The organism is Silvimonas terrae, from assembly GCF_014202765.1.
In the GTDB taxonomy this organism is placed as follows: domain Bacteria; phylum Pseudomonadota; class Gammaproteobacteria; order Burkholderiales; family Chitinibacteraceae; genus Silvimonas; species Silvimonas terrae.
In genome coordinates this window covers 288,869-301,532 of the sequence record NZ_JACHHN010000003.1, presented here as the reverse complement: position 1 = coordinate 301,532, position 12,664 = coordinate 288,869, and the positions used below count along the sequence as shown (strand labels likewise).

The following is a 12,664-nucleotide window of genomic DNA, read 5'->3' as shown; positions in this document are numbered from 1 at the left end:
ACACCTCACTGGAGACTTCCAAAAATGGCTTATAGCGAAAAAGTAATCGACCATTACGAAAACCCGCGCAACGTTGGTTCCTTTGAAAAAGGCGACGAAACCATCGGTACCGGCATGGTTGGAGCACCGGCCTGTGGCGACGTGATGAAGCTGCAGATCAAGGTGGGCGCGGATGGCGTGATTGAAGATGCCAAGTTCAAGACCTACGGCTGTGGCTCGGCCATTGCTTCCTCGTCGCTGGTGACCGAATGGGTCAAGGGCAAGACGCTGGATGAAGCGCTGGCCATCAAGAACACCCACATTGCCGAAGAACTGGCGCTGCCGCCGGTGAAAATCCACTGCTCCATCCTGGCGGAAGACGCCATCAAGGCAGCGGTTGAAGATTACAAGCAAAAGCATACCGCCTGAGTACGGCTGGACCGGATGCCGCTGCCATCAGGGTATCCGTAACAAGACAGGACTGGAGTTTTTGTATGGCTTTGACTTTGAGTGAACGTGCTGCGAACCACATCTCTGGCTACCTCGCCCGCCGTGGCAAGGGGCTGGGCGTACGCCTGGCGGTAAAGACCTCCGGTTGCTCCGGCATGGCTTACAAGCTGGAATTTGTTGACGCGCAGGCAGAGACCGATCTTGTGTTTGAGAGCTTTGGCGTGCAGATTTTTACTGACGCCAAGAGCCTGCCGTACATTGACGGCACCGAGCTCGATTACGCCAAAGAAGGGCTGAACGAAGGCTTCAAGTTCAACAATCCCAATGTGAAGAACGAGTGCGGCTGCGGCGAGAGTTTCCACGTCTGAGCGGCAGGGTTTGAATCACCCCGGCTGACGCGCACCCTCCTGCGCGCGGCGGGGCAGCGGTAAAAAAAACGGGTTTAGCCCGTTTTCTTGTTAATCTGCAGGTTCACGACCGAGTCCAGCACAGCCCGATGAATTTCGACTTCAACCAGAACCATTTCGACGTGTTCCAGCTTCCCGCCGTTTTCGCACTGGATGCCAAAGCGCTGGAAGCCCAATACCGTGCGCTCCAGGCCACCTGGCATCCGGACCGCTTTGCCGGCAGCGACGATGCCCAGAAACGCCTGTCACTGCAGGTGGCCACCCGCCTGAATGAAGGCTATCAAACGCTCAAGTCGCCCGTGTCCCGCGCGCGCTATCTGCTCCAGCTCAATGGGGTCGATACACAGGAAGAAACCAATACCGCCATGCCGATGGATTTTCTGATGAATCAGATGATCTGGCGTGAACATATTGCTGAAGGCAAAGCCTCGCAAAATGTTGAGCGGCTGGAAGAACTCAACCATGAACTGCGCGAGGAAATTGGCGCGCTGGAAGATGAACTCTCCCGCTTGATTGACCGTGAAAGCCGCTATGCAGACGCCGCCATGATTGTGCGCAAGATGCGTTTCATGGAAAAGCTGGATCAGGAAATCGGCAACGCCATTGAGTCTGTGCTGTACTGATACACGCGGCCAGACCTGAGTCGGCCGTTTGCTGTTTCATTCTGACCGGCCCCGCCCATCAACTGGGCGCGGCAATCCGGGTTATTGCCAGAAGCGGTTTTTCTGGCCCCAATCCAGGCGCGCGGCAGCAACAACGCGCGCCTTTTTGACTTTACGAGCTATGGCCTTACTGCAAATCGCCGAACCCGGCATGTCCACCGCCCCGCATCAGCACCGCCTTGCGGTGGGGATTGACCTTGGTACCACCAACTCGCTGGTTGCTACCGTGCGTAGCGGCAGCGCCTTGTGCCTGCCGGATCATGAAGGCCGCTCTTTGCTGCCCTCTGTGGTCAATTACGCCGCTGACGGCGCCGTCGTGGTAGGTCGCGCCGCGCAGGCGCGCCAGAACAAGGACCCTGCCAATACGGTGGTGTCCGTCAAACGCTTTATGGGTCGCGGCCTGAAAGATATTGCAGAGTTGGCAACGCCTTATCGCTTTGTCGATGAACCTGGCATGCTCAAGCTGCAAACCGCAGGCGGCATCAAAAGCCCGGTTGAAGTCTCCGCCGACATTCTGCGGGCGTTGAAAGACCGTGCCGAAGAAAGTCTGGGTGGTGAACTGGTCGGTGCCGTGATTACCGTCCCGGCGTATTTTGATGATGCCCAGCGCCAGGCCACCAAAGACGCCGCGCGTCTGGCCGGACTCAACGTGTTGCGCCTGTTGAATGAACCCACCGCCGCTGCCATTGCTTACGGTCTGGATAACGGCGCGGAAGGCACCTACGTCGTATATGACCTGGGCGGCGGCACGTTTGATGTCTCCGTACTGGAACTCACACGGGGCCTGTTTGAAGTGCGCGCAACATCTGGCGATTCGCAACTGGGGGGCGATGATTTTGATCACCGCATCCACTGTTGGGCGATGGAGCAAAATGGCCTGTCGCGCCTGAACGCACAAGATTCACGCCTGTTGCTCACCCGCGCGCGCGAAGCCAAAGAAGCGCTCACCGATCACGACAGCACCCACCTGACTGCCATGCTCTCTGACGGCCAGATGGTTGACCTGGAACTGACCGAGGCCAAATTCCACGAGCTGACCGCACACCTGGTGCAAAAAACACTGTTGCCGGTGAAGAAAGCGCTGCGTGACGCCAAACTCACCGTGGCCGATATCAAGGGCGTGGTGCTGGTTGGCGGCGCTACACGCATGCCGCAAGTGCGCCGGGCTGTCACTGAACTCTTTGGCAAGACCCCGCTGACCAATCTGGACCCGGACAAAGTGGTCGCGCTGGGCGCGGCCATGCAGGCCGATGTGCTGGCCGGCAACAAGGGTGATGACGAATGGCTGCTGCTGGACGTCATTCCGCTCTCCTTGGGACTGGAAACCATGGGGGGCCTGACTGAAAAGGTGATCCCGCGTAACTCCACCATCCCGACCGCGCGCGCCCAGGAATTCACCACCTACAAGGACGGCCAGACGGCCATGGCAATTCACGTTTTGCAGGGTGAGCGTGAGATGGTCAGTGATTGCCGGTCTCTGGCGCGCTTTGAATTGCGCGGCATTCCGCCCATGGTGGCCGGTGCTGCCCGGATCCGCGTCACATTCCAGGTAGACGCTGACGGCCTGTTGTCCGTTTCGGCGCGTGAACTATCCACCGGGGTGGAAGCCAGTATTGCCGTCAAACCTTCTTACGGTTTGTCTGATGAAGAAATCGGCCGCATGTTGAGCGAGTCGATGACCCACGCGGCTGATGACATGACGGCCCGCAAACTGGCGGAAGCCAAGGTGGAGGCCATCAGCCTGGTGCAGGCGACCCAAGCCGCGCTGGAGATCGATGGTCATCTGCTGGACGCCGCCGAGCTTGGCCCCATTCAGGCCGTGCTGGACGATTTGCGCCAGCACCTGGCCGGCAGCAATGCCGACCTGATCCGCACCACGGCCGAAGCCTTGAACCAGGCCACGGTCGATTTTGCCGGTCGCCGCATGGACGCCGCGGTCAAACGCGGTCTGGCCGGCCACAAAATTGGCGAACTGTGAACGCGGCCCGTCAACCGTGCATTGAATGAATATCCGCTACCCGAAGGGACTGTAACGTGACTCAAATCGTTGTACTGCCTCATCCCATGTTGTGCCCGGATGGTGCGGTGATTGAAGCCGAACCTGGCACGTCGATCTGCGATGCGCTGCTGGAAAACGACATCGAGATCGAACACGCCTGCGAAAAATCGTGTGCCTGCACCACCTGTCACGTCATCGTGCGCGAAGGCTTCAACAGCCTTGAAGCCAGTGACGAGCTGGAAGACGACCTGCTGGACAAAGCCTGGGGCCTGACCGCGCAATCGCGCTTGTCTTGCCAGGCGCTGGTGGAGCAAACCGACCTGGTGGTCGAAATTCCCAAGTACACCATCAACCATGCCCGGGAAAACCACTGATGGCCGAGGTGTCCGCCAGTCAGCAACGGGTGGCAGACGTACTCACGCAGCATGGTATCGCTGCGCGCATCGTCAGCTTTGATGCATCCACCCGCACGGCGGCAGATGCAGCGGCGGCGATTGGTTGTGATGTGGCACAAATTGCCAAATCCATTATTCTGAAAACGCGCCAGAGCAACCGCCTGGTGCTGGTGGTGACCAGCGGCCGCAACCGCGTTTGCGAAAAAAGTGTGACGGCGCTGATCGGTGAGAAGGTTGGCCGCGCCGATGCGGACTTCGTGCGTGAGAAAACCGGTTTTGCCATTGGCGGCGTTGCCCCGGTGGCGCACCTGGAAACCCCGCTGGTGCTGGTTGATGAAGACCTGCTGGCCTTGCCCGAACTGTGGGCGGCGGCAGGCACCCCCAATAGCGTATTCCGGCTGACCCCGCAGGAACTGGTGGCGCTGACCGCCGGCCGCGTGGCCCGCATCAAAGAGGAGAGTGCAGCATGAAGTGGACTGATTCGCGCGACATCGCCATTGAACTGGCCGACCGTTTTCCGGAAATTGACCCCAAGACCATCCGCTTTACCGAACTGATGGAATGGGTGTTGGCGCTGGATGATTTTGACGACGAACCCAACCGTTGCGGCGAAAAAATCCTGGAAGCCATTCAAGCGGCCTGGATCGACGAAGTCTGACCCTTTTTGTCGGGTTGTCTCATTGCAACGCACCCGGTTTGACCAGAGTGTCTGGTTGAACCCTACAATGCAATATCAACCCAGACCACGGACTCACCACTGACATGCCTGCCGCGCAACGCGACACCGTGACATCTTCCGCCAGCGCTGCGCGTTCTGTCGCCAGTCTGGTGCTCAACGCCCGTTTCAAGCTGTATGACCTGTTGCAACTCCAGCCCGGTCAGGGTGATTTCACCCAGCGTGTGACGGATATCGTCTGGCAACTGCAGCTGGCCTGTGAGCAAAATCCGGACGTCGCGCTGGCGGTGATTCTGCACGCGCAAGAAGGCAAATACAGCATCCGGCACTCGGTCGATACCGCGCTGGTGGTCGATCTGGTGTGTGAGCGCCTCGACATGAACCCGCTGGATCGCCAGTCGGTGGTCAGCGCCGCGTTGACCATGAACCTGGGCATGATCGCCTTGCAAGAGGCGCTCTCTGAACAATCCACCCCGCTGACCAGCGCGCAACGCGAAGAAATGCACCGTCACCCGCTGGTAGGGCGCGAAATGCTGCGCAAACTCGGGGTGTCGGACCAGTTATGGCTCGATTGCGTGCTGCAGCACCACGAAATGCCGGATGGCGGTGGCTATCCCGCACGGTTGCAGGGCGAAGAGCTGCGGTTTGAAGCGCGGCTGATTGGTCTGGCCGATCGTTATTGCGCCATGCTGACCCAGGCCGCCTGGCGTAGTGGCAGCGTGGTTGATAGCGCCCTGTTCCGTACGCTGCGTGCCCATGGCAGTGCGGCGGATGCCAAACTGGGGCGCTTGTTTGGCGACACGCTGGGTCTGTTTCCGCCAGGGGCGGTGGTGCGCCTGGCCAATGGCGAGAGTGGTGTGGTCAAGCAATACGCCAATGAAGCTGCGCCGCTGGTCACCGCCCTGTTTGATGACGCGGATATGCCGCTGCTGGAGCCGGTTGACCGGGACACCAGCAAGCCACAATTTGCCATTACCGAAATGCTGGAGCCGGAAAGCCTGATCGGCCGGGTGCAGTTTGAACAAGTCTGGGGCGCTGCCGCCGCCGGGCTGTAGTACCCATCTGCTGCGCTCCCGTTGTTCTTTTTTGATGATCTTGTCCCACTGAAAACGCAGGAATTGATTCATGCAATTTGCTGAAGTACTGGCTGGTTTGCCTACCGTTGACCACCTGGCTGGCCTGGAACTGCTGGATGGTGAAACCGTCGCCGCGCGTCTTGAAAACAAACCCGGCCAGGCCGGCAGCGTGCGGGTTTACCACGCGCTGTACCAGGAATTTGGTGCGATCGACAGCGTAGCGGCCGATAAGGGCTTGCGTCTGTATGCCGAGCACACGGTCGATGCCCGCGCCAATCCCGGCAAGCATCCCAATATTGATCGTCTGCTGACCCTGGCCGAAGGTGGCCAGCCGTTCTCGGTGCGCTTGCTGCCGGCGTGATGTCGTAGCCCGGATGAAGCCGAAGGCGGGAATCCGGGTTGCGCCGTTCGCAAGATCGATATCTCCATCGCGTTACGCCCCCGGGACTGGATAACCATTCTTGCCAATATCGCTACCCCGGATTCTCGCTCCGCTTCATCCGGGCTACGGGGTCGCGTTGGCGACCTGGGCAAACAAAAAGGCCAGCATTTGCTGGCCTTTTTGTTTTGGCGGTCATCGCACGGATGCAATCACTCTTCTTCTTCCGGCTCCGGCTCACTCATCAACAAGGAGCCCTGCACCACATCACGGGTCAGGTGGGGCGAGAAGAGTTCAATGAAGTCAAAGGCATAGCCACGCAAGTAGGCATCACGACGCACGCCAATACGGGTGGTGGAAGGTTCAAACAAGTGGCCGGCATCCAGCGCCACCAGGCCACGATCCCGTTCCGGCTCAAACGCCATCGTCGCCAGAATACCCACGCCCAGGCCCAGGGTGACATACGTCTTGATCACGTCCGAGTCGATGGCGGTCAGCACGACATTTGGCGTCAGGCCCTGTTTTTCAAAGGCACGGTTGATCAGGGAGCGGCCGGTAAAGGCAAAGTCATAAGTAACCAGCGGGTAGGCGGCGACATCGTCCAGCCCCACTTTACGGTCCAGCGCGGCCAGCGGGTGGCCTTCCGGCACGACAATGGAACGGTTCCACTCGTAGCACGGCAGCATGGCCAGTTCCGGATAGTGGTCGATGCCTTCCGTGGCAATGGCAATATCGGCCTCACCCTCGACGACCATTTCACTGATCTGGGTCGGGCTGCCTTGCTTGATCGATAGCCGTACCTTGGGATAGCGCGACAGGAACGCCTTGATGGTCTTGGGCAGGGCGTAGCGGGCCTGGGTGTGCGTGGTGGCAATCGTCAGGCTACCGCCTTCCACATTCACAAACTCTTCACCAATCCGCTTGAGGTTCTGCGCCTGCATCAAAATGCGTTCGGCAATATGCAGAATCTCCCGGCCCGGTGCGGTCACATCGACCACGCGCTTGCCGTTGCGGATAAAAATCTGCACGCCCAGTTCGTCTTCAAGCAAGCGGATCTGTTTAGAGATTCCGGGCTGCGACGTGTGCAGCTTCTCGGCCGCTTCAGAGACGTTGAGTCCTTGCTTGGAAACTTCAACCAGGTACCGCAATTGCTGTAATTTCATGGCCTTCCTAATAAATAACCACGCATTCTAAAATCTTAACATAACAGTCTATAGCATTATAAACCCAATGATATGATCGCCAGTTCCGGGGGAAAACACAGCTTGCTCATCCCTCAATAAAGGGATGTATCAATGGCAGTGGGTTTCATTGTTTCCGGCCTGTTGGTCGGATTTATCGTCGGCATGACCGGCGTGGGCGGCGGCTCCTTGATGACGCCGATCCTGTTGTTTTTTGGTATCAATCCGGCCACCGCAGTGGGCACGGATTTGTTGTATGCCGCCATTACCAAATCCGGCGGGGTGTGGGTTCACCACCGCAATCGCAATATCGACTGGAAAATCACCGGCTGGCTGGCGCTGGGCAGTGTGCCGGCGGCGCTGGTTACCGTGATGTTTCTGCATCGCTCGCAGGCAGATCAGGCGGTCATCAACGGCTTGATCAAACATATGCTGGGCATTGCGTTGCTGCTGACGGCAGTGGCGATCCTGGCCAAGCCCTTGATCCAGCGCGTGACCTTCTCCGGCGAAATGACACTCAAAGCCGATTCCAACACCCGCCGCATCATCACCGTCATCGTCGGGCTAGTGCTGGGCGTGATCGTAACGCTGTCGTCCATTGGCGCAGGCGCTCTGGGGACCATTGCGCTGTTTCTGCTTTACCCGTTGATCCCCACGTCCCGCCTTGTCGGCACCGAGATCGCCCATGCGGTGCCGCTGACATTGGTCGCGGGGCTGGGTCACGCCGGTCTGGGCAATCTGGACTGGGGCATTCTGGGCTTTCTGCTGATTGGTTCTTTGCCGGGTATTTATCTGGGCAGCCAATTGTCCGGCCGTCTGCCCGATCGCTTGTTGCGCCCCTTGCTGGCCTTGATGCTGGCGCTGGTCGGCAGCAAATTAGTCTTTTGATTTTCTGGTTTTCCTTTTTTCTGAATTCATCGCATCCGGAGTTATAGATGGATCTCGACAGCAAGATTGCCGATACCCTGGCACTGCTCAAGCGCATTGCCGCTGACTATTCGCCGGCCGTGTTTGCCAACTCGTTTGGCGCAGAAGACATGGTGCTGACCGATCTGATTGCGCGCCACAACATCGGGATTGCCGCATTCAGCCTGGATACCGGTCGCCTGCCCGAAGAAACCTATGAGCTGATGCAGACCGTGCGCCAGCGTTATCCGGATCACGCCGTGCAGGTGTTCTTCCCCAATGCGGCAGCGGTGGAAAACTACGTGAAGGACAACGGCGTTAATGGTTTTTACGACTCTGTTGATCTGCGCAAATCCTGTTGTCACATCCGCAAGATCGAGCCGTTGCAGCGTGCGCTGTCCGGCAAAAAAGCCTGGGTTACCGGCCTGCGCCGCGAGCAATCGCCTACGCGGACCGATCTGGGCAACCAGGAATACGATGCGGGCAACGGGCTGGAGAAATTCAACCCCTTGATCGAGTGGACCGAGAAAGACGTCTGGGCTTATATCAAGGCCAACGATGTGCCCTACAACAAGCTGCACGACCGTCACTACCCGTCTATTGGTTGCGCACCCTGTACCCGCGCCATCGCCATGGGTGAAGACGTGCGCGCTGGCCGCTGGTGGTGGGAAAACCCGGAAAACAAAGAGTGCGGTCTGCACGTGAAAGAGGGCGGCGAGGTGAGTGCAATCTCGTTTGTTTCTTCGGTTCAACGCTGATTGATTACTGATTGAGCGCCGAAGAATCACTGGCGGATCGCTGATCGATTCGCAACGTACTGACCAGACTCGTTGCCTGATTCTTACAATGCCGCCATCATTATGGCGGCATTGTCGTTCTGGCTATGGCAATGCTGCATTGCACCAAGTGTGTGATGACAAAAAGAAAACATGAAACAAAAACCTGAGCACCGGTTCAGGACAGAGGAAAGGATTCGAACATGAGTGGCATTCAATACCTGATTGGGGTTGATGGCGGCGGCACGGGCACGCGCATCTGTATTTCCGGGCTGGACGGCAAGGAGCTGACGCGCGCCGAAGGGGGGGCATCGGCACTGCAACAAGGTATCGACAAAGCCTGGGACAATATCGTCGCCACCATCCGCAGCGGTTTTGCCGCGCTGGGGATCAGTGCGCCTGACTTTGCCCAATGCGCGGTCGGCTTTGGTTTGTCCGGTGTGCACAACCGCGCCTGGGCGGCTGAGTTTGAAGCCAAAAATCCGGGCTTTGCCCGCATCATCGTCGAGACCGATGGTTTCTCCACCTTGCTGGGCGCCCACCACGGTCAGCATGGCGGCATCATCGCCATCGGGACAGGTTCGATTGGTGAAGCCTGGTTGCCGGATGGCCAGCGTATCGAGGTGGGCGGCTGGGGCTTTCCCACGTCCGACGAAGGTTCCGGCGCGTATCTGGGCCTGAAAGCCATTAACCACGTACAGCGCCTGTTTGATGGGCGCCAGCCCATGACCGACTTTGGTCGCGCGCTGTTTGCCGTGGTCGGCGATACCAAAGAAAAGATTTTTGAATGGATGGGCAAGATGAAGCAGGGTGAGTGCGCCTCGCTCTCGCCCATCATCGTGCAATTCGCCGGGACCGACGCCGTAGCCCGTGGTTTTCTGGAAGACGCCGGCCGCGAGGTCGAAATCATTGGTGCAGCCCTGCGCGCCAGCGCGCCGACCTTGCCGATTGCCATTTGCGGTGGGGGTCTGTCTGAGGCCATGCGTCCGTATATTCCGGCAGCCTTCCTGGCGAGTACCACACGGGCACAAGGCGATTCATGTGCCGGTGCGTTGATTCTGATCCATAAGGCGGTAACAGCCTGAGTGTCTGGTAGCGCGCGGCGGGCCACACGGACCCGCCGCCAGGCATTGTTGACCGGCCCGTACAGGGCCTTGCCAATCTGGGGAGTGCAGGATCATGGATCAGCAGCAAAAGCTGTTGTTTCTCAAGCCCGAAGCGGACAGCGCCACGCCGTTGTATCTGCAACTGAGTCACAAACTGGCGGCGGCCATCCACGCGGGGTTCTGGAAAGCGGAAGACCCGCTGCCGTCTGAACGGACATTCTGTGAAGTGCTGGGCCTGTCGCGCGTGACTGCACGCAAGGCGCTCGATCTGTTGTACGAGCAAGGCATGATCGTGCGCCGTCAGGGCGCCGGTACCTTCATTACGCCCAAACTGGAGCAGCCGCTCTCACGCCTGACCAACTTGTCTGAAATGCTCAAGCAGCGCGGCTTTGTGCCGGGCAGCCGCTGGCTCAAGCGCGAAGTGGCGCCGGCCTCGGCCGAAGAGTTGATGCGGTTGAACCTGGCGCCCAACGCACGCGTCTCGCGGTTATTGCGGGTCCGGACTGCCAACGACGTGGTGATGGCGGTTGAAGAGACCGCTTTGCCGCATCATCTGGTGGCCGATCCGCTCAAAATTGGCGACTCGTTGTATGAATACATGCAGAACGCCAGGCTAGGTGTTGTAAGAGCGATACAGAATATTGCTGCAGTGAACGCAAATGCCCGCCTGGCAAGCCTTGCAGACATTCCAGAAGGGCAGGCCATGTTGCATTTGGTGCGTGTGGGCTATCTGGAAAGCGGCTTGCCGGTGGAATTGACACACTCCTGGTTTCGCAGTGACTACTACGACTTTGTGGTCGAATTGCATCGGCAAGTGTAGTGTTTCCGCGGCCTTGGGGCTTTTGCTTAAGGTGTTTGCTGTAGTCAGGTGTTTTACGTAGGTGTAATTAACTACAAAATATGAGAATCTAACCGTTCATCCGGCAAGCCCCGACGCAGGGGCCCCAGAGAGTGGCAGGCTTCGAAGTGATTCACCGTATTGATAAATTGTTGTAATCTGCCAAAGCCTCGAGACACGAGGCGGCATGGCCAGGCGCAAAAAACAGCCGGCCAGGAACCAGAAATAACCGGCAACGACCGGACGCATGAGGATGGGGAAGTGGCCGCTCACTGGACGGTACTCCCTGGGAAACGAAAGCAAGACAGGTATTTTTGGCGGGTGCAGCCAGGCTGCGCTACGTCGTGTGCAGCCCGGGAGAAGGTGCGCGCACGGCCGTCAGTAGTATCACGCCTTTTTTTCGGTTCAGATTCCTTTCGCTATTTCTGTGTTCCATGCATGTACTGACCGCTTGCGGCCAGTGCCCATGACACCAGTTTGAATAGAGGATGAGGAATCAAGATGAAGTTCAGGCAGTCCGTTCTGACCCTTGTCGCCGCAAGCTGCGTCCTCACGTCGCTTTCTGCTGGTGCGGCTGACAAAGTAAAGGTCCAGTTCTGGTCCAATAGCCTGTCGCCCAAATTTGATGCGGTGATGAAAGATCTCACCGCGCGCTTTAACGCCGCCAATCCTGATATTGAAGCCGTGTGGTCGGATGTGGACTGGGATGCCTTCCAGCCCCGTTTTGTCGCCGCACTGGCCGCCGGTAACGCGCCTGACCTGGTGAATCTGCCGGTGCCCTGGGCTGCGGAATACGCCCAGAAGGGCCTGTTGCTGCCACTGGATGGCAAGATCGCCAGCTTCAAGGGCATGTATACCGATGCCGCGCTCAAAGACGTGACCTACAAGGGCAAGGTCTACGGCCTGCCGTGGTACAACTCGGTGTCCATCATTGCTTACAACAAAGGCATCTTCGACAAGGCCGGCATCAAATCTGCCCCCAAGTCGCTGGATGAACTCTTTGCGTACTCAAAGCAGATCAAGGACAAAACAGGCGTTGCCGGGTTTGCCCCCAAAGTCCAGGAGTTCTCCAGCTGGTTCATGTATCAGGGCCTGCCGGTGATCCAGAATGGCAAAGCCGTGTTCAACAGCCCGGAACACGTGAAGTTTGTGGAGCGTTTTGCGCAAGCCTGGAAAGACGGCGCCATCCCCAAAGACGTCTTCAAGATGGAGTTCGAGCAGGAAATTGCAGCGTATGACTCTGGCAAGATCGCCATGATGACCACCTCGCCGCAAGCGCTCAAACGCACGCAAACCGACGCCAAACCCATTTACGCCCAGACCGTGACGTCTTCGTTTCCGGTGTCTGCCGGCAATACACCCTTTGGTGGCTACCTCTTTTTCTGGTCCGTCCCGCAAGGCTCAAAGCATGCGGATGCGGCCATCAAGCTGGGTCAGTTTCTGACCAATGATGCCAATCAGCTGGCGTTCTCCAAGGCCACTGAAACCACCTTCCCGTCGACTCGCAAAGCGGTGAACGACAGTTATTTCCAGAGTGGCGCCCAGTCTGCAGACCCGATTGAGCACGGCCGCGCCGTGGCCGCACTGGCCATTCGCGATGCCCGCACGCTGACCGTGACCGGCCTGCCGGATGAAGCGGCCATGAATAAAAAGCTGCAAGACGAACTGGAAGAAGCGATCTCCGGGCGCAAGCCGGTCAAGCAAGCGCTGGATGAAGCTGTCGCATTCTGGAACAGCAAACTTGGCGCCAAATAAGGCGTTGGTGGATTAGGTGTAATTCACAATTGACAATTGTGAGAACAGAATTTGCGCTGTGGGTAATCTGTTACACTCC

15 protein-coding genes are annotated in these 12,664 nt (G+C 58.3%); 14 read left to right on the top strand and 1 reads right to left on the bottom strand.

The genetic code is table 11. The features are described from left to right. The first annotated feature begins 24 nt into the window (after window positions 1-24). From iscU to HNQ50_RS08565, 9 genes are all read left to right on the top strand, one after another. Window positions 25-408, top strand: coding sequence for a Fe-S cluster assembly scaffold IscU (iscU, locus tag HNQ50_RS08605; RefSeq protein ID WP_184099593.1), 384 nt, complete (start codon window positions 25-27; stop codon window positions 406-408). Window positions 409-473: 65 nt separating this feature from the next. Beyond that, window positions 474-797: an iron-sulfur cluster assembly protein IscA gene (gene iscA, locus HNQ50_RS08600; RefSeq protein WP_184099591.1), complete on the top strand. Its 324-nt coding sequence runs from the start codon at window positions 474-476 to the stop codon at window positions 795-797. Between the two features lie 128 nt (window positions 798-925). Continuing rightward, window positions 926-1,459: a Fe-S protein assembly co-chaperone HscB gene (hscB, locus tag HNQ50_RS08595; protein ID WP_184099589.1), complete on the top strand. Its 534-nt coding sequence runs from the start codon at window positions 926-928 to the stop codon at window positions 1,457-1,459. A gap of 160 nt (window positions 1,460-1,619) precedes the next feature. After that, window positions 1,620-3,476, top strand: a complete 1,857-nt coding sequence (hscA, locus tag HNQ50_RS08590; RefSeq protein WP_184099587.1) for a Fe-S protein assembly chaperone HscA — start codon at window positions 1,620-1,622, stop codon at window positions 3,474-3,476. Window positions 3,477-3,532: 56 nt separating this feature from the next. Beyond that, complete coding sequence (gene fdx, locus HNQ50_RS08585; RefSeq protein ID WP_184099585.1) at window positions 3,533-3,871, top strand: ISC system 2Fe-2S type ferredoxin; 339 nt, start codon at window positions 3,533-3,535, stop codon at window positions 3,869-3,871. Then, the gene (locus HNQ50_RS08580; RefSeq protein ID WP_184099583.1) at window positions 3,871-4,362 is read left to right on the top strand and encodes a YbaK/EbsC family protein; all 492 of its coding nucleotides are present in this window, start codon (window positions 3,871-3,873) and stop codon (window positions 4,360-4,362) included. Before fdx ends, HNQ50_RS08580 begins: the two co-directional genes overlap by 1 nt. Further along, the gene (gene iscX / locus HNQ50_RS08575; protein ID WP_184099581.1) at window positions 4,359-4,550 is read left to right on the top strand and encodes a Fe-S cluster assembly protein IscX; all 192 of its coding nucleotides are present in this window, start codon (window positions 4,359-4,361) and stop codon (window positions 4,548-4,550) included. The genes HNQ50_RS08580 and iscX overlap by 4 nt, the downstream gene beginning before the upstream one ends. 104 nt (window positions 4,551-4,654) lie before the next feature. Beyond that, complete coding sequence (locus tag HNQ50_RS08570) at window positions 4,655-5,623, top strand: HD-GYP domain-containing protein (RefSeq protein WP_184099579.1); 969 nt, start codon at window positions 4,655-4,657, stop codon at window positions 5,621-5,623. A gap of 70 nt (window positions 5,624-5,693) precedes the next feature. Continuing rightward, entirely contained in the window at window positions 5,694-6,005 is a 312-nt protein-coding gene (locus tag HNQ50_RS08565) for a DUF2322 family protein (protein WP_184099577.1), read from the top strand. A 230-nt stretch (window positions 6,006-6,235) separates the two neighbouring features. Here the strand turns inward: HNQ50_RS08565 and cysB are convergent, their stop codons facing one another. Next, the gene (gene cysB, locus HNQ50_RS08560; protein WP_184099575.1) at window positions 6,236-7,186 is read right to left on the bottom strand and encodes an HTH-type transcriptional regulator CysB; all 951 of its coding nucleotides are present in this window, start codon (window positions 7,184-7,186) and stop codon (window positions 6,236-6,238) included. A gap of 132 nt (window positions 7,187-7,318) precedes the next feature. Here cysB and HNQ50_RS08555 point away from each other — a divergent pair, with 132 nt between their 5' ends. The 5 genes from HNQ50_RS08555 (at window position 7,319) to HNQ50_RS08535 (ending at window position 12,585) form a co-directional block, all read left to right on the top strand. Then, on the top strand, window positions 7,319-8,092 hold the full coding sequence (locus HNQ50_RS08555; protein WP_184099573.1) for a sulfite exporter TauE/SafE family protein: 774 nt from the start codon (window positions 7,319-7,321) through the stop codon (window positions 8,090-8,092). A 47-nt stretch (window positions 8,093-8,139) separates the two neighbouring features. After that, window positions 8,140-8,868 carry a phosphoadenylyl-sulfate reductase gene (locus HNQ50_RS08550; RefSeq protein ID WP_184099571.1) on the top strand — a complete coding sequence of 243 codons (729 nt, stop codon included), beginning with the start codon at window positions 8,140-8,142 and terminating at the stop codon, window positions 8,866-8,868. Window positions 8,869-9,089: 221 nt separating this feature from the next. Beyond that, a complete protein-coding gene (locus HNQ50_RS08545) occupies window positions 9,090-9,971 on the top strand; it encodes a glucosamine kinase nucleotide-binding domain-containing protein (RefSeq protein ID WP_184099569.1) in 882 nt (293 codons plus the stop codon). Window positions 9,972-10,065: 94 nt separating this feature from the next. After that, window positions 10,066-10,812, top strand: coding sequence for a GntR family transcriptional regulator (locus HNQ50_RS08540; RefSeq protein WP_184099567.1), 747 nt, complete (start codon window positions 10,066-10,068; stop codon window positions 10,810-10,812). Between the two features lie 519 nt (window positions 10,813-11,331). Continuing rightward, complete coding sequence (locus HNQ50_RS08535) at window positions 11,332-12,585, top strand: ABC transporter substrate-binding protein (RefSeq protein WP_184099565.1); 1,254 nt, start codon at window positions 11,332-11,334, stop codon at window positions 12,583-12,585. Window positions 12,586-12,664: the final 79 nt, after the last annotated feature.

What these genes read in the sequence shown, in the direction of transcription:
- HNQ50_RS08550 (WP_184099571.1), top strand. Translation starts at nt 8,140, where the DNA reads ATGGATCTCGACAGCAAGATTGCCGATACCCTGGCACTGCTCAAGCGC.
- hscA (WP_184099587.1), top strand. Translation starts at nt 1,620, where the DNA reads ATGGCCTTACTGCAAATCGCCGAACCCGGCATGTCCACCGCCCCGCAT.
- iscU (WP_184099593.1), top strand. Translation starts at nt 25, where the DNA reads ATGGCTTATAGCGAAAAAGTAATCGACCATTACGAAAACCCGCGCAAC.
- HNQ50_RS08580 (WP_184099583.1), top strand. Translation starts at nt 3,871, where the DNA reads ATGGCCGAGGTGTCCGCCAGTCAGCAACGGGTGGCAGACGTACTCACG.
- iscA (WP_184099591.1), top strand. Translation starts at nt 474, where the DNA reads ATGGCTTTGACTTTGAGTGAACGTGCTGCGAACCACATCTCTGGCTAC.
- HNQ50_RS08570 (WP_184099579.1), top strand. Translation starts at nt 4,655, where the DNA reads ATGCCTGCCGCGCAACGCGACACCGTGACATCTTCCGCCAGCGCTGCG.
- hscB (WP_184099589.1), top strand. Translation starts at nt 926, where the DNA reads ATGAATTTCGACTTCAACCAGAACCATTTCGACGTGTTCCAGCTTCCC.
- iscX (WP_184099581.1), top strand. Translation starts at nt 4,359, where the DNA reads ATGAAGTGGACTGATTCGCGCGACATCGCCATTGAACTGGCCGACCGT.
- HNQ50_RS08545 (WP_184099569.1), top strand. Translation starts at nt 9,090, where the DNA reads ATGAGTGGCATTCAATACCTGATTGGGGTTGATGGCGGCGGCACGGGC.
- HNQ50_RS08535 (WP_184099565.1), top strand. Translation starts at nt 11,332, where the DNA reads ATGAAGTTCAGGCAGTCCGTTCTGACCCTTGTCGCCGCAAGCTGCGTC.
- HNQ50_RS08540 (WP_184099567.1), top strand. Translation starts at nt 10,066, where the DNA reads ATGGATCAGCAGCAAAAGCTGTTGTTTCTCAAGCCCGAAGCGGACAGC.
- HNQ50_RS08565 (WP_184099577.1), top strand. Translation starts at nt 5,694, where the DNA reads ATGCAATTTGCTGAAGTACTGGCTGGTTTGCCTACCGTTGACCACCTG.
- HNQ50_RS08555 (WP_184099573.1), top strand. Translation starts at nt 7,319, where the DNA reads ATGGCAGTGGGTTTCATTGTTTCCGGCCTGTTGGTCGGATTTATCGTC.
- cysB (WP_184099575.1), bottom strand. Translation starts at nt 7,186, where the DNA reads ATGAAATTACAGCAATTGCGGTACCTGGTTGAAGTTTCCAAGCAAGGA.